This window comes from Azovibrio sp. (assembly GCF_049658005.1).
GTDB lineage: Bacteria > Pseudomonadota > Gammaproteobacteria > Burkholderiales > Rhodocyclaceae > Azovibrio.
In genome coordinates, this window is the sequence record NZ_JBASOH010000041.1 from 43156 (window position 1) to 66487 (window position 23332).

The 23332-nt window shown below is 64.7% G+C and carries 20 protein-coding genes; 2 read left to right on the forward strand and 18 right to left on the reverse strand.

Annotated features, from left to right (window positions below):
* Nucleotides 1-80: 80 nt before the first annotated feature.
* Nucleotides 81-1001: a Tim44 domain-containing protein gene (locus WBH99_RS04455; RefSeq protein ID WP_424218907.1), complete on the reverse strand. Its 921-nt coding sequence runs from the start codon at nt 999-1001 to the stop codon at nt 81-83.
* A gap of 212 nt (nt 1002-1213) precedes the next feature.
* On the opposite strand from WBH99_RS04455, the gene WBH99_RS04460 reads away from it, so the two are divergent.
* Together WBH99_RS04460 and cowN are read left to right on the forward strand one after the other, a co-directional pair.
* Entirely contained in the window at nt 1214-1882 is a 669-nt protein-coding gene (locus WBH99_RS04460) for a Crp/Fnr family transcriptional regulator (RefSeq protein WP_424218908.1), read from the forward strand.
* 85 nt (nt 1883-1967) lie between these two features.
* Nucleotides 1968-2276 (forward strand): N(2)-fixation sustaining protein CowN, encoded by a 309-nt coding sequence (cowN, locus tag WBH99_RS04465; RefSeq protein WP_424218909.1) that lies wholly within the window; start codon nt 1968-1970, stop codon nt 2274-2276.
* Nucleotides 2277-2280: 4 nt separating this feature from the next.
* Here cowN and WBH99_RS04470 read toward each other — a convergent pair whose 3' ends face one another.
* From WBH99_RS04470 to asd, 17 genes are all read right to left on the reverse strand, one after another.
* Nucleotides 2281-3615 carry a GGDEF domain-containing protein gene (locus WBH99_RS04470; protein ID WP_424218932.1) on the reverse strand — a complete coding sequence of 445 codons (1335 nt, stop codon included), beginning with the start codon at nt 3613-3615 and terminating at the stop codon, nt 2281-2283.
* 171 nt (nt 3616-3786) lie between these two features.
* A complete protein-coding gene (locus WBH99_RS04475; RefSeq protein WP_424218910.1) occupies nt 3787-5622 on the reverse strand; it encodes an SLC13 family permease in 1836 nt (611 codons plus the stop codon).
* Between the two features lie 52 nt (nt 5623-5674).
* A complete protein-coding gene (locus WBH99_RS04480) occupies nt 5675-7078 on the reverse strand; it encodes a DEAD/DEAH box helicase (protein WP_424218911.1) in 1404 nt (467 codons plus the stop codon).
* Between the two features lie 162 nt (nt 7079-7240).
* Nucleotides 7241-8479, reverse strand: coding sequence for an HD-GYP domain-containing protein (locus WBH99_RS04485; protein WP_424218912.1), 1239 nt, complete (start codon nt 8477-8479; stop codon nt 7241-7243).
* Nucleotides 8480-8484: 5 nt separating this feature from the next.
* Nucleotides 8485-9663, reverse strand: coding sequence for an O-succinylhomoserine sulfhydrylase (locus WBH99_RS04490; protein WP_424218913.1), 1179 nt, complete (start codon nt 9661-9663; stop codon nt 8485-8487).
* Entirely contained in the window at nt 9663-11198 is a 1536-nt protein-coding gene (gene purF, locus WBH99_RS04495; RefSeq protein ID WP_424218914.1) for an amidophosphoribosyltransferase, read from the reverse strand. The genes WBH99_RS04490 and purF overlap by 1 nt, the downstream gene beginning before the upstream one ends.
* A gap of 13 nt (nt 11199-11211) precedes the next feature.
* A complete protein-coding gene (locus tag WBH99_RS04500; RefSeq protein ID WP_424218915.1) occupies nt 11212-11703 on the reverse strand; it encodes a CvpA family protein in 492 nt (163 codons plus the stop codon).
* Nucleotides 11700-12380, reverse strand: coding sequence for an SPOR domain-containing protein (locus WBH99_RS04505; RefSeq protein ID WP_424218916.1), 681 nt, complete (start codon nt 12378-12380; stop codon nt 11700-11702). Before WBH99_RS04505 ends, WBH99_RS04500 begins: the two co-directional genes overlap by 4 nt.
* 47 nt (nt 12381-12427) lie before the next feature.
* Nucleotides 12428-13762, reverse strand: a complete 1335-nt coding sequence (gene folC / locus WBH99_RS04510) for a bifunctional tetrahydrofolate synthase/dihydrofolate synthase (RefSeq protein ID WP_424218917.1) — start codon at nt 13760-13762, stop codon at nt 12428-12430.
* Complete coding sequence (accD, locus tag WBH99_RS04515) at nt 13759-14625, reverse strand: acetyl-CoA carboxylase, carboxyltransferase subunit beta (RefSeq protein ID WP_424218918.1); 867 nt, start codon at nt 14623-14625, stop codon at nt 13759-13761. Before accD ends, folC begins: the two co-directional genes overlap by 4 nt.
* Nucleotides 14622-15434: a tryptophan synthase subunit alpha gene (trpA, locus tag WBH99_RS04520; protein ID WP_424218919.1), complete on the reverse strand. Its 813-nt coding sequence runs from the start codon at nt 15432-15434 to the stop codon at nt 14622-14624. The genes accD and trpA overlap by 4 nt, the downstream gene beginning before the upstream one ends.
* A 2-nt stretch (nt 15435-15436) precedes the next feature.
* Nucleotides 15437-16639, reverse strand: coding sequence for a tryptophan synthase subunit beta (trpB, locus tag WBH99_RS04525; protein ID WP_424218920.1), 1203 nt, complete (start codon nt 16637-16639; stop codon nt 15437-15439).
* 28 nt (nt 16640-16667) lie between these two features.
* Complete coding sequence (locus tag WBH99_RS04530) at nt 16668-17291, reverse strand: phosphoribosylanthranilate isomerase (protein ID WP_424218921.1); 624 nt, start codon at nt 17289-17291, stop codon at nt 16668-16670.
* A gap of 4 nt (nt 17292-17295) precedes the next feature.
* Nucleotides 17296-18075 carry a tRNA pseudouridine(38-40) synthase TruA gene (gene truA / locus WBH99_RS04535; RefSeq protein ID WP_424218922.1) on the reverse strand — a complete coding sequence of 260 codons (780 nt, stop codon included), beginning with the start codon at nt 18073-18075 and terminating at the stop codon, nt 17296-17298.
* Nucleotides 18063-18674: a hypothetical protein gene (locus WBH99_RS04540; protein WP_424218923.1), complete on the reverse strand. Its 612-nt coding sequence runs from the start codon at nt 18672-18674 to the stop codon at nt 18063-18065. Before WBH99_RS04540 ends, truA begins: the two co-directional genes overlap by 13 nt.
* 54 nt (nt 18675-18728) lie before the next feature.
* Nucleotides 18729-21992, reverse strand: a complete 3264-nt coding sequence (locus WBH99_RS04545) for a FimV/HubP family polar landmark protein (RefSeq protein WP_424218924.1) — start codon at nt 21990-21992, stop codon at nt 18729-18731.
* Nucleotides 21993-22170: 178 nt separating this feature from the next.
* A complete protein-coding gene (asd, locus tag WBH99_RS04550; RefSeq protein ID WP_424218925.1) occupies nt 22171-23304 on the reverse strand; it encodes an aspartate-semialdehyde dehydrogenase in 1134 nt (377 codons plus the stop codon).
* Between the last annotated feature and the right edge of the window lie 28 nt (nt 23305-23332).

Genomic DNA, 23332 nt, shown 5'->3' on the forward strand with positions numbered 1-23332 from the left:
TGGCGCCCGTTCAAGTGCTGCGCCCATGAAAAAAGCCGCCGGGCGAAACCCGGCGGCTTGTTCGTGCGGCGAAGAAAGGCTTACTGGACCTGCTGAACGCCGGACACCACCCAGCCACGGCTGCCGTCGGTGGGCTTGGTCATGTGCCAGATTTCGTCGAAGGCTTCGGCGGCGGCCTCGGCGCTTTCGCGGATCAGGCCATGGAAACGCACGCTCACCACGTAGCGGGTCGCTTCTTCCACCACGTCGATCACTTCGGCTTCCAGGGAAACCACATCGGTCTGCTGGGCTTCACCGGCGCGCTCGGAGAAGTTCATCTTGATTTCGGCGAACATCTCGGGAGAGGTGAATTCACGGATGTCGTCCAGATTGCCGGCATCGTTGGCGGCCTGGAGACGGATGAAGTTCACCTTGGCATTGCGCACGAAACCTTCCACATCGAAATGGGCAGGAATGTTGCCGACGCCGTTACCAGCTTGATTGGCCGCTTGGGCAGGTTCAGGCTGGAAGCTGCTGGCAGAACCCTGGGGATATTCGGGCGCAGGAGCGGGAGCACGGTTGAAGCCTGCCCCGGCACCAACACCGGCACCGGCGCCAGCGTACTGCATGCCTCCGGCCATGGCGGGTTGCTGGGCAGCAGCACGCTTGCGCATGATGAAGCCCACCACCATCAGCACGGCCAGCACCAGCAGGCCGATCATCATCATGGAAGCCAGTTCTTCACCGAAGCCCAGGTGGGAAGCCAGGGCGGCGAGGCCCAGGCCAGCGGCCAGACCCGCCAGGGGACCCATCCAGGAACGCTTGGGCTGGGCGGCCTGACCGGCGGCAGCAGCGGGAGCCGGCTTGGCGGCAGTGGGAGCGGCGGCGGGCGGAGGCGTGGTGGCCTGACGCTGCATACCGGTGGATTTACCGCCGCCGAAGCGCTTGGCGGCTTCAGCGTCGCTCACTGTCAGCGTCAGGCCAAAGACCAGCGCTGCAGCAAAAAGGGCAAAGGATTTCATGGCAGTCTCCATTGGGAATTGTTGAGCAGAGCGAGGATAAGCTTTATTCAAATACAAAAAAACAGAATGTGGTTAAGTTTTTCATCGGAAAAAGTTGATGAATTACCCGGAAGCCCACAACAAACCTGTCGCAAAGACAGCAAGTCCAGAGCCCGTTCCTTTCAATTCAACAGCTTGCATCGTGGCACCGCTCTTGCATCCGCCACCCCATCATGCGAGCCCATGCCAACACTCCCCTCCTGAATCTTGCAGCCCTGGCCCAGGCCTCCCGGGCGGAAGGGGTGCTGGCCGGCTTCGAATTGCAGGAATTCCCCAGGGATTACCTGCTCTGCACGCCCGAGTCGGCCCGGGACCAGGTCTTCATCGTCCGCTCCGGCCGCCTGCGGGTTTATCTGGCCGGGGAAAACCGGGAACTGAGCCTCAGCTTTCTCGAACCCGGCGACATCTACACCACCCACACCCCCACCTATGTGGAAACCGTGGCGCCCACCCAGCTCTGGGTCATGGATACCAAGAGTTTTGCCAGGAAGCTGGCCTGCGACCCCGGCGCCACCCCGGTGATGATGCGGGTCCTGGGCCGACTCCTCAGCAATGCGGTGAACCTGATCGAGGACCTGGCCTTCCGGGAAGTGCCGACCCGGCTGGCCCGCTTTCTCCTGGGCCTGGCGGCCCGCCGGGGTCAGGCGGTGGACCGGGGCTGCCTGATTCCCCTGGACCTGGGCATGGAAGACATCGCCAGCCTGCTGGGCAGCACCCGCCAGACCGTCTCCGCCCTGATCAACCAGTGGGAACGGGAGGGCATCCTCCAGCGCCAGGGGCGTCGCAGCCTCCTGATTCTTTCCCTGCCAGCCCTGGAACAACGCAGCGCCCCGCCCCTGTAGCCTCCCAGCGAATGTCGGCCAGCCGACAGACAGGCTGCCGCTCCCTGGCTACAGTCCCGAGTACCCCAACTTCGAGGAGAACACCATGACCGAGGACTGCGGCTGCAAGCACAAAGGCCGGAGCACCGACCGCTACGTGAGCTTCGCCGGGATCGACTGCGACGGTAACGCCCGGCAGATCATGGCAGCCATCGACCGGCAACTGGCCCTACCCGGGCGCAACAACAAGTTCTGGGAGTATTTCAACAAGAAGCGGGCGGGGGGCTCCGGCCCCAAGCCCGATGACCTGTTCCTGATCCACTCCAACATCAATCAGGTGCGGGAACTGTTCGAAACCTGGGAAGACGAGGCCGCCATGGCCCTGCTGGTGCAACTGGAAGAAGAATGCTGCTGACTTTCTAGCCGGGCGGGGTCACCGCCACCACCCGGTTGCGCCCCTGGTGCTTGGCTTCGTACAGACGCAGGTCGGCCACCTTGAAGAGCTGCTCCAGGCTACCGCCATCCAAGGGGAAAACCGCCAACCCCATGCTCAGGGTGAGCCGGATCGGCCCTGAATTGCTGGGCACCTGCAAGTCAGCTACCCGCTGCAGAATACGGTCCGCCACCCCCAGGGCTGCCGCAGCATCGGCATCAGGCAGGAGCACCATGAACTCTTCGCCCCCTACCCGGCCCATCAGGTCCGAGGGGCGCAACACGGCCTGCACCTCTGCCACCACAGCCTTGAGCACGGCATCACCGCCCTGGTGGCCGTAGGAGTCGTTGATGGCCTTGAAATGATCCAGGTCCAGCAGCAGCAGGGCCGTGGTTTCGGCACTGCGCCCGGACCGGGCCAGTTCAGCCCGTGACCGCTCCATGAATGCCCGCCGGTTGGCCGCCCCGGTCAGGGGATCGGTGCTGGCCAGACGTTCCAGCTCCACATTGGTCTTCTCCAGCTGGGCCAGGGCGCCTTCTGCATCCTCCTTGGCCTGGCGCAGCTGTTCCATGATTTCTTCCTGGCTGTAGACCTTGGAAAAAGCCCGGGTGGAATGAAAGGCCAGCACCACCCAGTAGCTGAGGAAGAAGAAGCCCCCGGCAAAAATGGCATGGCCCAGCCACCACATGTGGTTCCAGGGCTTGGCAAGCATGAAGGCCAGGGAGGACTGCACGAAGATCAACAGGGAAATGGCGTAGGCCTGGATCAGGGGGGCCTGGATACGACGCAGCAGAATCACGCCGACCCCCAGGAGGCCCAGCAGCAGGGCGCCCCCTTCCATCCCCACACGTATCGCTGTACCAAGCCCATCCTGCCCCAGAGGAGTCCAGGCGATCAGTGCCAGCAACATATTGATACCCAGGAACAGGGCAATCCAGCCCAACCACCCATCGCGACGCAGTTCCGGGTCATGGGCATCCTGACCATAGCAGCACAGCCCCACCAGCAGGCAGGCCAGCATCACCAGGCGAGAAGCGGGACCATGGATGATGAACAGCCACAATTGCTCCTCGGCCAGAGGCGTGAAAAAACCGTGGGGTGCGTAGATGATGGTGAAGCCGAGAAAGCCCAGGGTCAGCCAGCGCAGGAAGGGTTCCCCGGAAGAAAGATAGCAACGCCAGGTCACATAGGAAACGAAGCAGCCCACCAGGATGGCGAGGCCGATGACCATTTCGTGAAAACCGTGGTGGGTCTCGCAAAGGTCGGGAAACTGGTAGAAATACAGATAGGCAATGGCAGCGCTGGGCACCAGGGCGAACATCAGTTGCAACAGGCGCTCATACAACCGAGTCGCACCCAGGAACCATGCCTCGCCCCCCCTGACCTCCTTCGCTACCCCGTCCAGCCGCATTTTTTTGGTGATCTTGAATTCCGATGATGGGCAATCTACCGCAAAACCCGGCCTGAAGTCATGCAGGCTGTCTTTTATTCCTCAATGCCAGGGAAACAGCCAGGGCATGACCAGCACACAAACCAGCAGCAACAGGACGGTAAACGGCACCCCCACGCGCAGGTAATCCCCGAAACGGTATTGGCCCGGCACCAGCACCAGGGTATTCACCGGGGAGGAAACCGGAGTCATGAAGGCCGCCGAGGCCGCCACCGCCACGGTCATGGCGAAAGGATAGGGCGAAAGCCCCAGCTGGCTTGCCGTGGCAATGGCGATGGGGGCCATCAGCACCGCCGTGGCGGTATTGGAAATGAACAGGCCGACAATGGCCGTGAGCAGGAACAGACTGCCCAGCACCAGACGCGGCGACTCGCCCCCGGTCATGGACAACAGCCCATGCACCACCAGATCGATCCCGCCGGTCTTCTGCAGCGCCGTTGCGAAGGGCAACATACCGACAATCAGGACCAGGCACTGCCAGTTGATGGAACGGTAGGCGCTCTCCAGGTCGATGCAGCGGAAGGCTCCCATCAGCAGGCAGCCGATAAAGGCAGCCATCACCGTGGGCACCAGGCCGCTGATCATCAGGGCCACCGTCAACAACAGGGTGAAAATGGCAAACGGGGCACGTCGCCCGGCCGGGGCCGCTTCGTCCATTTCCGCCGGCAGATTCAGCACCAGGAAATCGTGGCTGCAACTCTGCAACTGGCGGATGGCCTTCCAGGGCCCCGCCACCAGCAGGGTGTCACCCATGCGCAGTTTCTTGTCCAGCCCGGCCCCATGGGCCTTGCGGCGTCGGCGCAGGCCCACCACGTTGAGGCCGTAACGGGTGCGAAAGCCGATTTCCAGCACGGTGTGGTTGATCAGGGTGGATTCGGGGGGCAGCACCACCTCGGCCAGACCCATGTCCCGGCTCGAATCGGCAAAGGCATCTTCCCGGAAGGGCCGGGGGCTCAAGCCCTGGTCGGTGCACAGGGCGCCCAGCTCCACCAGCAGGGGGTTGCAGAGCACCAGGAGCAGGTCACCGGCCTGGAGTTCCCGGCCAGGCCCGGCATCGAGCAGGGCCAGCCGGAAATGGCGCTGGCGCTCCACCCCCACCACATTGAGGCCGAAGCGGCTGCGCAGGGCCAGCTCCCCCAGGGTCTGCCCCACCAGGGGCGAATCGGACAGCACTTCCAGGCGCAGCACCCGGCCTGACAATTCATAATCCCGGGCCAGATCCAGCAGCCGGCGCCGGGGCCGCTCCCGGCCACCGCTGCGGCGCTCATCTCCCTGACCCAGCCAGTGGCGTGCCACCAGCATGTAGGCCACCCCCAGGCCCAGGGCCAGCAGGCCCACAGGGGTAAAGGCAAAGAAACTGAAACCCTCGATGCCCGCCCGCTCCAGTTCGCTGTTGACCACCAGATTGGGCGGCGTCGCCACCAGGGTCAGCATGCCGCTGATCAGGGCAGCAAACGAAAGGGGCATCATCAAGCGGCCCGGAGCCAACCCGAGACGGTTGGCCACGCTCAGGGCCACAGGAATGAAGATGGCCACCACCCCCGTGGAACTCATGACCGAGCCCAGCAGGGCCACGGACAGCATCATCAGGACAATCAGCCGGGTTTCGTCGTTACCCGCCTGGCGTACCAGCCAGTCCCCCACCCGGTAGGCGATGCCGGTGCGCACCAGGCCTTCGCCGATGACGAAGAAGGCGGCAATCAGGAGCACGCTGGGCTCACTAAAACCGGCCAGGGCTTCCTTCAATTCGAGGATACCGGTCAGGACCAGGGCCACCAGGGCCAGCAGGGCCACCACATCCATGCGCGGCCGGTTTGCAATGAAGGCGACGATGCAGGCCAGCAGCAGGCCAAACACCCAGACTAATTCAGGACTCATAGGGGTACATACAAAAGCTGACTGGCGCCATCATGGCGCCAGTCCGTGTCAATCAGTGGTGCCGGGTGCCGTTATGGCGCTGGCCGCCGCCGGAACGGCCCGAACCGCCGCCATCTCCGCGTCCACCGTTACCACCCCGGCCACCATTCCCGCCATTGCCACCGCCGCCACCCCGGCGACCGCCACCGGGCTGGCCACCTTCGCTACGGCGCGGCGCAGCGGCCTGCTGGCCCCGGCCCTGACCGCCATTACCGCCCCGGCCCTGCCCCTGGCCCGACTTGGGCGGATTGGGCTTGGCGGGGTTTTCCAGGGTCATCAGCGGTTCGAAACCGGGCAGCACCATACGCTCGATTTCTTTTTTCATCAGGCGCTCGATACCCTTCAGGTAGTCCTTTTCGTCATGGCAGACGAGGGAATAGGCCTCCCCTTCCGACCCCGCCCGGCCGGTACGACCGATGCGGTGTACATAGTCTTCGGAGACATTGGGCAGTTCGTAATTGATCACATAGGGCAGGCTGTCGATGTCGATGCCCCGGGCGGCGATATCGGTGGCGACCAGAGCCGCCAGCTTGCCGTCCTTGAAATCGGTCAGGGCGCGCACCCGGGCACCCTGGGTCTTGTTGCCGTGCAAGGCGGCGGCGGAGATACCGGCCTTTTCCAGGCTGCGCGCCAGGGCGTCGGCGCCGTGCTTGGTACGGGAGAAGATCAACACCTGGTGCCAGCCACGGGTCTCGAACAGATGCAGCAGCGCATCCTTCTTGCGATCCTTGTCGATGGGAATGACGCGCTGTTCCACCAGTTCGGTCGGCGCATTGCGGCGGGCCACTTCGATATAGACCGGGTTGTGCATGAAACCGGAAGCCAGTTGCTTGATTTCGTCGGAGAACGTGGCGGAAAACAGCAGGTTCTGGCGGGTGCCCTTGGCCGGGATCAGGGCGAGAATCTTGCGAATGTCGCGCACGAAGCCCATGTCGAGCATCCGGTCGGCTTCATCCAGCACCAGGATTTCCACGCCAGACAGGTCCAGGGTGCGCTGGTTCACGTGGTCCAGCAGACGGCCGGGACAGGCCACCAGAATATCCACACCTCGGCGCAGGGCGGCGATCTGGGGATTCATGCCGACACCACCGAACATGGCCAGGGATTTCAGGGGCAGGTGCTTACCGTAGGTGCGCACGCTCTCTTCCACCTGCAGGGCCAGTTCCCGGGTCGGGGTCAGCACCAGGGCACGTGGGCCCTTGCCGGTGCGGGCACCACGGGTGGTCATCAGGCGCTGCAGCAGCGGCAGGGTGAAACCGGCAGTCTTGCCGGTACCGGTCTGGGCGCAAGCCATCAGGTCCTGGCCTTTGAGCACGGCGGGGATGGCTTCACGTTGAATGGGGGTGGGATCGGTATAGCCGGTATCGTTCACGGCAAGCAGCAACTCGGGCAAGAGGCCCAGTTCGGTAAATTTCATGGGATAAAGCTCCTGATGCCGACCACCTGCAAGCAGCAGGTCAGTCTGGGCGGACATTCGTCAGGGAGGTAAAACCGGAAAGACGTCTATCGTCTTAATGGTATGGCGCAGGAGACTGAAGCCCGGCCACAATGGGGGGCGAAGTATAACACACTGCCCGGATCAGGCTGTGCCCTCGATGTAATAGTCGATACGGCCCCGGGGCGCCAGATATTCGACCGTTTCGAGCGGCAGCCTGGCGGGGCTCAAGGCCGCCTCGATCTTCAGGTCCGTATCGCGCAGATCAAGCAGGATGGCCTCGCCGCGCGGCACGTCCGGGTCGTGCAGCATGATCAGGGGGCGCAGCAGATCGTCGGGATTGCTCTCCACCACCAGGCCCACGGCCCCGTTGTCGAGGCTGACGAAACTCCCCGGCGGAAACACCCCCATCGTCTTCACGAAGCGTTGCAGCAGATCCGGGTCGTAACGGGCCGCCTCGCCCCGGAACATCTGCCTGAGCGCCTCGGCCGGGGTTTTGGCCAGCTTCAGGTCAAAGGGATTGCAGAGGTTGTCGTAGCGGTTGGCAAGGGCGACGATGCGGGCCAGCCTGGGAATTTTCTCTGCGGCCAGACGGTTGGGGAAACCGCTGCCATCCCAGCTTTCGTGGTGGCAGGCGATGATGTTGCGGGCCGGAGTGGTCATGTTCTTCATGCCGGCCACGGCCTTGATGCCATAACCCACATGAGCCTGGTAGAACGCTTCTTCCGGTGGCGTGCGGCTGGCGGCACGCAGGATGCGCGGTGGAATCTCCCCCTTGCCCGCGTCATGGAACAGGGCCCCCAGGCCGAGGTTCCTCAGATCCTCGGCCGGGAGCTTGATGGCCTGCCCCAGGAGCAGGGAGAGCACCATCACATTCAGGGAGTGAAGGGCCAGACCATGGTCCTTGCTCTTCAGGTTCACCAGATGGATGGTGACGCTTTCGGCCCCCATCAGCTCTTCCACCATACGCCCCACCATGGCCTGGGCCTTGACATGCGATTCGGTGGGGCGGGAGGCCAGGTCCTTCAGCACCTCGGAAGCGGAGGCCGCCTCCTGTTCGAACTCCCGCTCGCGCCGGGCCAGACGGTCGCGCTGGGCCTGAACCCGGGCGACCCGCTGGCGCTTCTCGTCGAGCATGCCGGCCAGGGCCAGGCCACCGAAGTCCGGCTCGTCCTCATGGACGCTGGCCTCGGGCAGGGGCTGGACGGTGCTCCGCTCCGGGTCCCACACCACGGTTTTCAGGCCCATTTCGCGCAGCGCCTGAATCTGCTTCTCGTTCGCCAGACGGAACTGGTTGAGCAAAAAAGGATGGGTCAGCCAGCCCAGCTCGGCAAGGGAGATGAAAATGCCAGGCTGGAGCCGGTCGATGTCCAGGGTGGGCATGGGCGTCAGGGACGGGAGAGGCCCCGCTCCAGATCGGCCTGGATATCCACCATCGCTTCCAAGCCCACGGCGATGCGCAGCAGGCCCTCGGAAATGCCGGCCGCAGCCCGGGCTTCGGGACTGATGCGGCCATGGGTGGTGCTGGCCGGATGGGTGATGGTGGTCTTGGTGTCACCCAGATTGGCGGTGATCGACAGCAGCCGGCAGTGATCCACCACCCGCCAGGCCTCGGCCCGGCCGCCCTTGACCTCGAAGCTGACGATGGCGCCGCCGCTTTTCTGCTGGCGCAGGGCGAGCTCGTGCTGGGGATGGGAGGCAAGCCCGGGGTAGTACACCCGCGCCACCTGGGGATGGGCTTCCAGCCAGGTGGCCAGTTGCAGGGCACTGGCGGATTGGGCTTCGATCCTGAGCTTCAAGGTTTCCAGGCCCTTCAAGAGCACCCAGGCATTGAAGGCAGAAAGCGTCGGCCCGGCCGTGCGCAGGTATTTGAATACCTCCTCGGTGAGCTTTTTCGGGCCGCACACCGCGCCGCCCAGCACCCGGCCCTGGCCGTCCAGGTATTTGGTGGCCGAATGCACCACCAGGTCCGCCCCCAGTTCCAGAGGCCGCTGCAAGATGGGGGTGCAAAAGCAGTTGTCTACCGCCAGCAGGATGCCATGCCGATGAGCAAGGTCGGCCAGCACGCGGATGTCCGCCACCTGGGTGAGCGGGTTGGAGGGGGTCTCGAGAAAAAACAGCCGGGTCTCGGGCCGGATCGCCGCCTCCCAGGCCAGGGGATCGGTCTGGGGCACGAGGGTGCAGGCGATGCCGCAGCGGGAGAGGATGTTGCCAAACAGCTGCAAGGTGGCGCCAAAGAGGCCGTTGGAGGCGACGATGTGCTCGCCCGCCTTGAGATGGGCGAGGCAGAGGGCCATGATGGCCGACATGCCGCTTGCCGTGGCGACACAGTCCTCGGCCCCTTCCAGGGCGGCGAGACGCTGCTGGAACATGCTCACCGTGGGGTTGGAGAAACGGGCATAGACATTGCCCGCCTCCTCGCCGGAAAAACGTGCCGCGGCCTGGGCGGCGCTCTCGAAGACGAAGCTCGAAGTGAGGTAGAGCGCTTCGGAATGCTCGCCGAACTGGCTGCGCTCCTGGCCGGCGCGCACCGCCAGGGTTTCTTGCTGGTAGCGGGCTGCGTCCATCACTCATCCCCCTCGTCGGGCGCCAGGCCAAGCACCATCTGGCGCGAGCCGGTGCCTTCGTCGTCGCCGGACGAAGTCTTGCCGCCGCGCCGGCTCTCCACCCAGTCGAGGTATTCGGGGGTGACATCGCCGGTGATGTAGCAGCCGTTGAAGCAGGAGGTATCAAAGCGCGTCAGCTTGGGGTTGAGGGCCGTGATCGAGGCTTCCAGGGCTTCCAGGTCCTGATACACCAGGGCGTCGGCGCCGATCTCCTTCGCGATTTCTTCGCCGCTACGGCCCGTGGCGATCAGTTCCGCCCGGGTCGGCATGTCGATGCCATAGACGTTGGGATAGCGCACCGGCGGCGCGGCGGAAGCGAAATAGACCTTGAGCGCCCCGGCGGCGCGGGCCATTTCCACGATTTCCCGGCTGGTGGTGCCGCGCACGATGGAGTCATCGACGAGCAGCACTCTTTTCCCCTTGAATTCCTGGCCCACGGTATTCAACTTCTGGCGTACCGACTTCTTGCGCATGGCCTGGCCGGGCATGATGAAGGTGCGGCCCACATAACGATTCTTGACGAAACCTTCCCGGTAAGGAATGCCCAGCTTCTGCGCCAGCTGCATGGCGGAGGGACGGCTGGAGTCGGGAATGGGGATGACCACGTCGATTTCCTCCGGCGGAATGTATTTCCGCACCTTCTCGGCCAGGAATTCGCCCATGGACAGCCGGGCTTCATAGACCGAGACGCCATCCATCATGGAATCGGGCCGGGCCAGATAGACATATTCGAAGATGCAGGGGGCGAGCACGGGATTTTCTGCGCACGGGTGGGCACTGAAATGACGGTTCAGGTCGATGAAGATGGCTTCACCCGGGTCCACGTCGCGCATCACCTGGAAGCCCAGGGTGTCGAGGGCGACGGATTCGGAAGCGACGAGATACTCGGTCCCGGCCGGGGTCTCGTTGCTGCCCACCATCAGGGGGCGGATGCCGTAGGGGTCGCGGAAGGCCAAAAGGCCATAGCCGGCGATCATGGCCACCACCGCATAGGCGCCCTTGCAGCGGCGATGCACCCCGGCCACGGCGGCAAAGATGGTGTCCAGATCGAGCTTCGGCCCCTTGGCATGGGCCTGGAGCTCATGGGCCAGCACGTTGAGCAGCACTTCCGAATCGGAATTGGTGTTCACATGGCGCAGATCCTTCTCGAACATCACCTGTTTCAATTCCTCGGCATTGGTCAGGTTGCCGTTATGGGCCAGGGTGATGCCAAAAGGGGAGTTCACGTAGAAAGGCTGCGATTCGGCAAAATTCCAGGCCGAACCGGCGGTGGGATAACGGCAGTGGCCGATGCCCCAGTTGCCGGGCAGGGCGCGCATGTTGCGGGTGCGGAACACGTCCCGCACCAGGCCCGGGCCCTTGTGCAAATGGAAGGTATTGCCCTCGGCCGTGGCGATTCCCGCCGCGTCCTGGCCCCGGTGCTGGAGCACCATCAGGCCATCATAAAGAAGCTGATTCACCGGAGTGGTGGCGACTACACCCAGAATACCGCACATATGAACTTCCTAACTATCTGAATTTAATACGTTGAGCTACATCATCCGGCAGCCAGCCCCGAGCCGCCAGTACCGCCGTTTCCAGAGTTTGCGCCAGTTGCGCCTGAGCCCACCAGGATTGTCGGGGCAAGGCAGTCATGCCACCCGCGGCCACCAGCACCAGCACGATGAACAGGCCCCGGATCAAACCGAAGACAAGACCCAGGAAACGATCCGGAAGCCCCAGCCCCAGCGCACGAACCATGCCACTTGCGGCCAGCCGTCCGAGGGACATGAGGATCAGCACAGCGATAAAGACCGCCGCCCAACCCGCCAGGGTCCGGATGGCGGGATCGGCAATGCCGGTCAACAGCCCCAGGCCGACTTCGGCCCCGAACTCGCGGGCGGCAAAGAAGGCCAGTATCCAGGCCGAGAGGGCGATCAATTCGCCCACCACGCCACGCCAGACACCCATCAGCAGGGAGACACCGACAATGGCGATGACCCCGTAATCGAACAGCGTCATTGCCTGGCAGCGACAACGCCGGAAACTCCGATGCGTTTCATTTTTTCCAGCGCCTGCTCGGCCGCTGCACGATTGGGGAAAGGGCCGGCCCGGACCCGGGTCTTCCTGCCCTGGGGAGAATCCAGGGGTTCCGTATAAACCTTGATGCCCAGTTCGCCGAGTTTGGTCTTGATGTTCTTGACGTTGGCTTCGTTGGTGAAGGCACCGATCAGGATCACATGGGGCCCGCCACTGGCAGCAGACGCCGTGTTGCCCGGCGCGGTCGTCTTGCCCGCCAGGATAGCAGCGGCGCGCTCGGCCTCATCGGGCTTGCCAGGCCTGGATTCGGGCTTTGATTCGGGCTTGGCCGGAACCTTCTCGATCATCTTGCTTACCGGCTGCGCGGCAGGGGCCGGTGGAGTGCTCTCCGGCGTGGGTGGCACGACTTCAACCGCCGTCGAGGGGGGAGCGGCCGGGGCCTCCTGAGGCGCTGGAGGAACAGCGGCAAGGCTGGGATGAAAAGGCTTGCCATCCTGGCCGGGAATGCGGATTTCCAATTCCTGGGCCGGGGGCGCGGGCTCCTGGTCCATGACCATGGGCAACACCAGGGCGGCAAAGGCGGCAAAAGCCACGGCCCCCACCAGGCGGCGGCGGGCCTTCTTCTTGATTTGCAACTGGACGTCGTCGGGGTCGATCATGTCTGGACTTTTCCTTGGCCTCGTTCCTGGGCCCTGCTTCCGGCCCATCATGCCCGGCCCAGGGCCTGCAGGGCCCCGGCCACGGTGTAGAAGGATCCGAAGGCGAGAATTCTATCATTTTCCCCCGCCACTTCCTGCGCCGCGGCAAGGGCTTCAGCCGGGCTGCGGTGACAACTCAAGGCAATACCCGGGTCAGCCCGGCCCACCTGCTCGGCCAGGGCCTCGGCCTTGAGGCCCCGGGGGCCTTCCAGATCGGTGAGGAACCAATGGGCGACACGGCCGCGCAGGGCGGCGATGCTGCCCGCCACATCCTTGTCCGCCAGCATGCCCAGCACGGCGTAGGTCTGCTCGAAGAAACCCATGGTGCCCAGGTTTTCCGCCAGCACCTGCACGGCCTGGGGATTGTGGCCGACATCCAGCACGAGGGCGGGACGCCCCGGCAGCACCTGGAAGCGGCCCGGTAGTTCGACATGGATCAGGCCCTGGCGGATGGCCTGCATGGTCACCGGCAAACGCGGGGCGAGAACATCCAGGGCGGCAATGGCCAGGGCGGCATTCTTGAGTTGCACGGCGCCCCGCAGCCCTGGATAGGCAAGACTGCGGCGCTGGATGCTGCCATCGGCCCGTTTGCCCCAGTAACGCCACTCGAAGCGGTTCTCGTCATCCTTCTGGAAGCCGAAATCCCGGCCGATCAATTGCAGCGGCACCCCCAGCCGTCCGGCATGGTCGAGCAGACGGGCGGGGGGCTGGCTATCGCCGCACAGGGCGGGACGCCCGGCCCGGAAGATGCCGGCCTTCTCGAAGCCGATCGATTCCCGGTCCGGCCCCAACCAGTCCTGATGATCGAGATCCACGGTGGTCACCAGCGCCAGGTCCGGGTCGTAGAGATTGACGGCATCGAGGCGCCCGCCCAATCCCACTTCCAGCACCAGCACTTCGCAGCCGGCCTGGGCAAAGACCTCCCAGGCGGCCAGGGTGCCGAATTCGAAATAGGTGAGCAAGACATTCCCGGCCTGGCGCCGGGCCGACTCGACCCGGGCAAAGGCGGCGCACAGCCCGGCATCTGCCACGGCCCTGCCGCCGATGCGCACCCGTTCGTTGTAGGCCAGCAGATGCGGCGAGCTGTAGCAGCCCACCTTGTGGCCCGCCATGGACAGGATGGATTCGAGATAGGCCACGGTGGAGCCCTTGCCGTTGGTGCCCGCCACCGTGATGATCGGGCAGAAGGGCTGCTGACCCAGGGCCTCGCTCACCTGGCGCACCCGCTCCAGGCCCAGTTCGATGCCGGCCTGCCCCTTGGGGTGCCGGCCTTCGAGCTGGCTCAGCCAGCCCGCCAGATTTTCAGGAAAATCCACCGGGAGTCCGGCGTCAGGGGAGATCATGCAACGGCAGGCAGCTTCTGCAACTGGGCCAGCAACTGGGCCAGCCTGTCGCGCATCTGGCGGCGGTCCACGATCAGGTCGATGGCGCCCTTTTCCAGCAGGAATTCGGAACGCTGAAAGCCTTCCGGCAGTTTTTCCCGCACCGTCTGCTCGATCACCCGCGGGCCGGCAAAGCCGATCAGGGCGCCGGGCTCGGCGATCACCACATCGCCGACGAAGGCGAAGGAAGCGGAAACCCCGCCCATGGTGGGATCGGTGAGAATGGAGAGGAAGGGGAGCCTGGCCTGCGCAAGCCGGGTGAGGGCCGCCGTGGTCTTGGCCATCTGCATCAGGGAAGACAGCCCCTCCTGCATCCGGGCCCCGCCGGAGGCGGTGATGCAGAGGAAGGGAATGCCCTGCTCCAGGGCCAGCCGCACCCCGCGCACGAAACGCTCGCCCAGCACCGAGCCCATGGAACCGCCCATGAATTCGAATTCGAAGCAGGCCACCACCACGGGCAGGCCCTTGATGCTGCCCTGCATGACCACCAGGGAGTCCGTCTCGCCGGAGCTTTCACAGGCTTCCTTGAGACGCACCGGGTAGGGTTTGCTGTCCTTGAACTTGAGGCTGTCGATGGGCAGCACCTCGGCGCCGATTTCCTCGCGGCCTTCCGGGTCGAGCAGGAGGTCGAGCCGCTGCCGGGCCTTGAGGCGGTGATGGTGGCCGCACTTGGGGCAGACCTGCAGATTGCCCTCCAGATCGGTGGCATAGAGCACTGCCTCGCAGGCCGGGCACTTGCTCCACAGGCCCTCGGGCAGATTGGACCGGCGCGGCGCGCCTTCGCGCTTGATCTTGGGCGGCAGCAGTTTTTTCAGCCAGCTCATGCCTTCTCCCCGGCGCTATCCACGCCCCGGCGCAGTTCGCGCACCAGGGCCGCCACCCGGGTCAGTTCCTCCCCGGCCGGGGCCTGTTCCAGTTCCTCGATGATGCGGCTACCCACGACCACCGCATCGGCCACGGCCGCCATCTTGGCGGCGGTGGCGGCATCGCGGATGCCGAAGCCGACCCCCACGGGCAGTCCCACGGCGGCGCGAATCTCGGGAATGCGGGCCGCGACTTCGGCCATGTTCAACTGCCCCGAACCCGTCACCCCTTTCAAGGAGACGTAATAGACATAACCGTGCGCCAGGCGGCCGACCTGCTCGAACCGGGCCGCAGAGGAGGTCGGCGCGAGCAGGAAGATCGGGTCCAAGGACTGGGCCAGCATCGCGGCGGCAAAGGCTTCGGATTCCTCGGGCGGGTAATCCACCACCAGCACCCCATCCACGCCCGCATCCAGGGCCACCTTGGCAAAGTCATCGAGCCCCATCGCCTCGATGGGGTTGGCGTAGCCCATCAGCACCACCGGGGTGTCGTTGTCATCGCCGCGAAAGTTGGCCACGGCTTCGAGCACCTTGCGCAGGTTCATGCCGTTGGCAAGCGCCCGCTCGGAGGAACGCTGGATGGTGGGGCCATCGGCCATGGGGTCCGAGAACGGCACTCCCAGTTCGATGATGTCGGCCCCGGCTTCGACCAAGGTATGCATCAGGGGCACGGTCAGGTCGAGCCGGGGGAAACCGGCGGTGATGAAGGGAATCAGGGCTTTTTTGCCCCGGGCCTGGAGCCGTTCGAAAGTGGTCTTGATGCGTGACATGGTCAGAATTGGATCCCGGATTTTTCGGCGACGGTGTGCATGTCCTTGTCTCCGCGGCCGGAGAGATTGACGAGCAGGATCTGCTCCTTGGCAAGGCCAGGCGCCAGCTTCATGGCGTAGGCCAGGGCATGGGAGGATTCCAGGGCGGGAATGATGCCTTCGAAACGGCAGAGGTCGTGAAAGGCCTGCAGGGCTTCGCCGTCGGTCACCGCCACATACTCGGCGCGGCCGCAATCCTTCAACCAGGCATGTTCGGGGCCGACGCCGGGGTAATCCAGGCCGGCGGAAATGGAATGGGTCTCGATGATCTGGCCGTCCTCGTCCTGCATCAGGTAGGTGCGGTTGCCATGCAGCACGCCCACCCTGGCGTTGGCGGTGAGCGGCGCGGCGTGGCGGCCGGTCTCGATCCCCTCCCCGGCCGCCTCGACGCCGATCAATTTGACCGATTCGTGCGGAATATAGGGATGAAAGATGCCGATGGCGTTGGAGCCGCCACCGACCGCGGCGATCACCGCATCGGGCTGACGCCCCGCCAGCGCCGGCATCTGCACCAGGCACTCCTTGCCGATCACGGTCTGGAAGTCGCGCACCATGACCGGATAGGGATGCGGGCCGGCGACGGTGCCGATGATGTAAAAGGTGTTCTCGATGTGGGTGACCCAGTCGCGCATGGCTTCATTGAGGGCATCCTTGAGCGTCCGGGAGCCGGATTCCACGGGCACCACGGTGGCGCCCAGCAGTTTCATCCGGTAGACGTTGGCGGCCTGGCGCCGCACGTCTTCAGCGCCCATGTACACCACACACTCGAAACCGTAGCGGGCGGCGACGGTGGCGGTAGCGACCCCGTGCTGGCCGGCGCCGGTCTCGGCGATCACGCGCGGCTTACCCATGCGCCGGGCCAAAAGGGCCTGGCCGATACAGTTGTTCACCTTGTGGGCGCCGGTGTGGTTCAGGTCTTCCCGCTTCAGATAGATCTGCGCGCCGCCCAGCTTTTCCGAGAGGCGCCGGGCGTGATAGATGGGGCTGGGACGGCCGACGTAATGTTCGAGTTCATAGTCGAACTCGGCCTTGAAGGCCGGGTCCGCCTGGGCCGCGGCATAGGCATCCTTCAGTTCGCCGAGCGCGGCAATCAGGGTTTCGGCCACGAAAACCCCGCCGTAGGGACCGAAATGGCCTCGGTCGTCGGGCAGGTCATAGTTCTGCATGGAACAGCTCCTTGTTGGCGCAGCCAGGTCAGCCCCGGTCTGCCGCTCGCACCGCCGCAACAAAGTCGGCCATGCGCTGATGATCCTTGATGCCCTTGGCGACTTCCACACCGCTGGACACATCCACGGCCACGGGCCGCACGCGCCGCACCGCGTCGCTCACGTTCTCCGGGGTCAATCCGCCGGAAAGAATGACAGGCAGGGGCAGATGCGGCGGAATCAGGCGCCAGTCAAACACATGACCGCCGCCGCCATAGCCTTCCACGAAGGCATCCAGCAAGAGCGCCCGGGCCCCGGAAAAAGCGGACGCGTATTGTATCAAATCCAGTCCCGGCTGCACCCGGGCGGCCCGCAGATAGGGGCGCGCCCAGCGGCTGCAGTCTTCGGGACCTTCATCCCCATGAAATTGCAGCAGGTTCAGCGGCACCTGCTGCAGGATCGACTGGATGCGGGCCGGGTCTTCATTGACGAACAACCCCACCGCCAGCACGAAGGGCGGCAGGCGCCGCACCAGGGCGGCGGCCTGCTGCGGCGTCACATGACGGGGGCTCGGGGGATAAAAGACGAAGCCGATGGCATCCGCCCCGGCGGCCACGGCGGCATCGACATCTTCAGGACGGGTCAGGCCGCAGATCTTGATTCGAGTGCGCATCGGGTCAGAACAGGGAAAGTCCCGCATCCTCGGGAATGGCGTGGACCGGATCATACCGCGGCCCCTGGAAATAGAGCCCGTCCGGGGCAAAGGTCATGGCGGCCCGGCGCCGGTCGCGGCTTTCCAGCACGCTTTGCAGATAGTCCGGAGCCCAGGCCCCCTTGCCGATGAACACCAGACTACCGACCAGGTTGCGCACCATGTGCTGCAAGAAGGCATTGGCCTCGAAGTCGAAGATGAACAGCTCCCCTTCCTGGCGCACCTCGGCCCGGGTCAGCCATTTCACCGGCGTTCGGGCCTGGCATTCAGCCGCCCGGAAAGCCGAGAAGTCGTGCTCTCCCAGCAGGCAGCGGGCGGCCTGCTGCATGGGCGCCAGCGCCAGGGGACGGTGGAACCAGCCCAGCCGCCCCGACCAGAGCCCGGGCCGCTGGGCACGGTTCAGCACCAGGTAACGATAGCGGCGGCGATAGGCCGAATAACGGGCATGGAAGTTTTCTTCCACCTCCCGGGCCCAGCGCACGGCCATGGCCGGCGGCAGGTGGCTGTTCACGCCCCGCACCCAGGCTGCGAGGGGCCGACGGGCATCGCTATCGAAATGGACCACCTGATTGCTGGCATGCACGCCCGCATCCGTGCGACCGGAGCAGGTCGTGGCCACCGGATGATCGGCTATCCGCCCCAGCGCGTCTTCCAGGGCCGCCTGCAAGGTAGGCAATCCTGCCTGGCGCTGCCAACCATGAAAGGCACGGCCGTCATATTCGATTCCCAGAGCTATCCTTGCCACAGCAGCACTCCCGACCCCGACAAGGCCGCCCCGGCCAGCACGGCCAGGGTATCCCGGCCCGTCCAGGCAGGCAGGGCAATCCGCACGGGGGCCAGTTCCCCGGCCTCGGGCCGGGGCAGCAACCACTGACGCCAATCCTGCTTTTCCGGCATTTTTTCCATGTATTCCAACACCAGAGCGAGTCGTACCACGCTACGGTCCATGGGCAAGCCCAGTCCCTGCAGGGGGCGCAACAGGTACCAGAGCCCCCCCATCAGGGCCCGATGCCCCAGGGGCACCAGCAACCAGGCGAGACTGCCGAGCAGCACCAGCAGGCGCAGCAGGTGCACAGCGGCCTCCTCCAGCCCCGCGTAACTGGGCAACCAGGCCAGGTTCCAGGGGGTCGGGCCGGGCAGAGCATAAGCCAATATCAGCACCAGGGTGAGCAGCAGGATCCGGGTGCGCCGCAATAGACGCCAGCCATGCCGCCGCACCTGACGGCCGCTCAAAAGCAGGCCGCAGCCGAGCAGGCCCAGCGGCGGCCAGGCCAGCAGCTGGACCACGATGGCCAGCATAAGCCAGATCAACAGGCGGGCGGCAGGATGAAGATGGGCGAGCATGAAAAGACATAGCCCCTTGCGGGGCTATGTGGTTGGGGTGGCGGATTATAAGCGTCAGGCACTCAGCCGGTCCAGGGCCGCCCTGGCGACTTCCACCTGGTCTGAATCACCTTCGCCCAGCACCTCGGTCAGCAGTTCCCGGGCCCCTTCCAGGTCGCCCATCTCCTCATAGGCCTTGGCCAGGTCGAGCTTGGTATTGACCTCGTCGCGCCGTGGGCTGAAAACCGCAGCGTCACTGCTAACCGGCGTAGCAGGCGTAACAGGCACCGCAGCAGCAGGCGCCGATTCGGCTGCGACAGCCGGTTCCTCTCCCCCCAGGTCCAGGTCGATGCCGGAAAGATCGAAGCCGCCGCCCGCGGGATTGCCGAGAATGGTGGAATCCGTCAGTTGAACATCGAACTCCAGGTCTTCATCGGGCTCCAGGGGGTCCATGGACATGACCACGGTCCTGGTAGAAGCCTCATCCTGGGCTGCCTCGGGCGCTGAAGCAGGCGCGGCAGCCGCATCGGGCAGGGTCAACTCGAAGTCGAGCAGGCTCGCGCCGGCATCCGCCACCGATTCCGGGCGCTGGGCAAAGACAGCCTTGAAGTCGTCGCCCACCAGGGTTTCCATGCTGGAAAACTTGAGCGGATCGAGCGCCGGTGTGGCTGCAGGGGTCGACCCAGCGGCAGCCGGGCCGCCCACACCCTGTTCCAGATCAAAATCGAGGGAGCCCAGGTCGGCTTCGGGATTGACCACGGGGGACGGGAAATCCAGTCCTGCCGCGGTGCTGGCCGTGTCATCCAGCTGCGCCGCAGCGCTCAGATCGAAATCCAGCCCTGTGTCAGCTGGCCCGGCCTGGGCCACCGTGGCCACGAAACGCGCTTCTTCCCTGGCCGGCACCTGGGCGGCAGGCGGAGCCATGGCGCCAGAGGCATCCAGATCAAAGTCGAGCGCACCTGGGGCTTCAAGGGGGGCTGACGCTTCCTCGGGAAAGGACGATAGCGGATCAGCCACGGCCGGCGCCGGTGCTGCAACAGCGGGCCTGCCGCTCACGAAATCAAGACTGGGTTCGGCTTCAGGCAATGCCGGCGCAGCTGGCGTCCTGGAGGCCTGGGCTTGGGCTTGAGCTTGGGAAGAGCCGCCGCCGGCCACCAGCGTGGCATCCGCATCGAAGGATGCCGGCCGTACCTGAGCCGCCGCAAAAGCTGCCGGACCTCCGTAGAGCGGATTGACCGGGTCGAGATTGCGTCCCAGGCTGGCTATCTTGTCCCACTCAGGACCTTGACCGCCGGTCTGAGCATAGAGCTCGGTCGCCAGGGTCTCGAATTGCTTGACGCTCTTGCGGTTGGCGTAAATTTCCAGCAGCTTGCTGTGAATGGCGGTGCGCTGCGGGTCCTTTTGCAAGGCATCGAGAAGAATTTCCTCGGCCTGGGCATCCCGGCCATAAGCCATGTAAACATCAGCCTCAGCCACCGGGTCCACCTCGTTGGTATCGATGACACCAGGCCCCGCCTGACTGAAGTCCGTAGACGGAGGCGTGGTATGGGAGGTATCGACACTCTGACCGCCGGCCGTCTGAAACACGGAGTTGGGCCCCAGGGTGGAAGTGGAATCACGCAGTTGATTACTGGTATTCGGGTCAGAAGACAAGGAGGGGATGCCAGACTTGCGCCGCCGATAGAAGAGAAAAGCGGCCAGGAGCGCCAGGATGCCGCCCCCGCCCGCTGCCAGCGGCAACACGTCGAGGCCGTCGAGCAAGCCAGGCTCTTCCACTTCCACCGGCGGCGGTGCAGGCTTCCTGGGTGCAGGCTGGGGGGGTGTAGGCTGAGGAGGTGCCGGCTGGGGGGGTGCTGGCGGGGCCTCGGCCGGCGGCACTGCCTCGGCGGGTCTGGTCTGGGCCAGATCGGCATCCTTGGCCGGCTCTACGGGAGCATCCGCCGGCCTGGCATCGGTTTTAGCTTCGGTTTTAGCTTCGGTTTTTACTCCGGCTTCAACCACGGGCTTCGATTCAGGCAGAGGCCCGAGCCCGGCTGCCGGCTTTGCCTCGGCAGGCAGGGCCGCCACCGGCTGGGCGGGTGCCGGAGCCGGAAGCGGGGCCGCAGGCGCGGCAGAACCGGGCCTGGCCATCTGCTTTTGCATTTCCGCCAGACTCTTGTTTTTCAGTTCCAGCAGTTTCTGCAGTTCGGACACATTCTTTTCCAGCATGCCAACGCGTTCCTGGGCCTCCTTCAGGGCCTTGTCCTTGGCCACCAGATCTTCTTCGGAGACGCCTGACTTGCCTGCCGCCTGGGTGGAACGGGAAACCTTGACCTGATCCTTGCTTTGCTCGGCGGATGGAAGCTGCTCCTCCACCTTGGCGCTGAGCTTGCCGCCCGCTGCGCGGCTGGCCGACGCCTCGGCCACCGGCGCGGTCCGGGCTGCCGCGGCAAGCTTGCGGCGATAATTATTCCAGTCGGCCGACTGGGCCCGGAAAACCCTGCGGGCTTCGGCCTCGGGAATGGCGGCAGCCGCTTCTTTGGACGGAATCTGCAACACGGCCCCGGCCCGCAGGCGGTTCATGTTGTTGGCACTGAAGGCATCGGCATTGTTGCGATAGAGGGCCACCAGCATCTGCTCGAGAGAGACACCGGCCGGCAGGTTTTCAGCGGCAATGCGGTGCAGGGTTTCGCCCGGCTTGACCTGATGTTCGCCTGCATTGCCCGCCGGCGCGGGCTCGGCCGCCCTGGAGGTCTTGCGCGGCTCGTCAGGTGCGGCTGCTGGCGTTTTTTCCGCCGGCTTTGGTGACGTTGGTGACGTTGGTGACGTTGGTGACGTTGCGGCCGGACGGGAGAGCACTTCCCCTTGTTCGGTGCCGGCGGGCAGAGCCGGCACCATACGGGCATCGATCACGGCCCGGCGGCGGCTGGCTGCCTGGGCTGCCACCTCGGGCGGATCAAGCAGGAAGGTGTATTCGCGTACCAGACGTCCCGACGGCCAGTTCAATTCCAGCAGGAAATCAAGGAAGGGATCATTGATGGGACGATCGGAACTGACCTTGACCACCGCACCACCTGGCCGCCGCTCCACCGAGAAACGCAGTTGTTTCAGGGTGGGCGAATAATCGATGCCGACCTGGCGGAATGATTCCGCTACTGCGAGCTGCGCCGTCATCCCCGGGAGCTCATCTTTGGTAGCAGAAACCTGAACTTCGGCCCGCAAGGGTTGCCCCAATGCGGAATAGACCGTGATACGCCCCAGGCTGGCTGCATCAGCCCACATGGGAGTCAAAGACAAACCCGTGACCACGGCTACTGCCATGGCACTGCGTTTGCTGGAAAGGGAGTATTTTTTATTCACGCTGCCACCCTGAGCGCCGAAATCGACGTTTTAAAATAACATCATGCACTTAGCCATGCAAGCTAACCTTGGTTCTGGAAGCTTAGCACGTTCGCATTGTGCCTGGATACACCGCATTAAACCGCATTTCACAAAAAAACCGGGGTAAACCCGGTTTTTTTTTTGCTTGAAGAGCCCGTCAAGCCTCGATCAGGATGCGCAACATGCGGCGTAGCGGCTCGGCGGCGCCCCACAGCAGCTGGTCACCGCAGGTGAAGGCGGCCAGATACTCGGGGCCCATGGCCATCTTGTGCAGGCGGCCGACGGGCACGGTGAGGGTGCCGGTCACGGCCGCCGGAGTCAGTTCCCGCTCGGAAATCTCGCGTTCGTTCGGCACCACCTTGGCCCAGGGGTTGGCCTTGGCGAGCATGTCGCTGATCTCGTCCAGAGGCACATCCTTCTTCAGCTTGAGGGTCAGGGCCTGGGAGTGGCAGCGCATGGCGCCGATCCGCACGCACAGGCCGTCGATGGGGATGGAGCCGGGGCTGCGGAAAGCGGGCTTGCCCAGGATCTTGTTGCACTCGGCGCCGCCCTTCCATTCTTCCTTGGACTGGCCGTGCGCGACCGGCACGTCGATCCAGGGGATCAGGCTGCCGGCCAGGGGGACGTTGCGAAAGTTCTTCTTCGGGAAGGTGTCGGAACGGAGGGTTTCGGCCACCTTGCGGTCGATTTCCAGGATGGCGGAAGACGGGTCGGCCAGCAGATCCTTGACGGAATCGTGGATGGCGCCCATCTGGGCGATCAGTTCGCGCATGTTCTGGGCTCCGGCGCCGGATGCGGCCTGGTAGGTCATCGAGGTGGCCCACTCGATCAGGTCGTTCTGGAACAGGCCGCCCAGGCCCATCAGCATCAAGGAGACGGTGCAGTTGCCGCCGATCCAGTTCCGACCGCCCCGGGCGAGCGCATCCAGGATGACGTTCTTGTTCACCGGGTCGAGGACGATCACGGCGTCGTCGGCCATGCGCAGGGTGGAGGCGGCGTCGATCCAGTGGCCGTTCCAGCCGGCGGCACGCAGCTTGGGGAAGATTTCCTTGGTGTAGTCGCCGCCCTGGCAGGTGATGATGATGTCGCAGGTCTTCAGGGCATCCACGGACATGGCGTCCTCGAGGGGGGCTGCGGCTTCCTTGCCGCCCAGCACCGGGGCCTTGCCGCCGGCGTTGGAAGTGGAGAAATACACGGGTTCGATGTGGGCGAAGTCGCCCTCTTCCACCATGCGCTGCATGAGGACCGAACCGACCATACCGCGCCAACCAACCAGACCAACTCGCTTCATCACGGCTTCCTTGGGTAAGAACTGAATG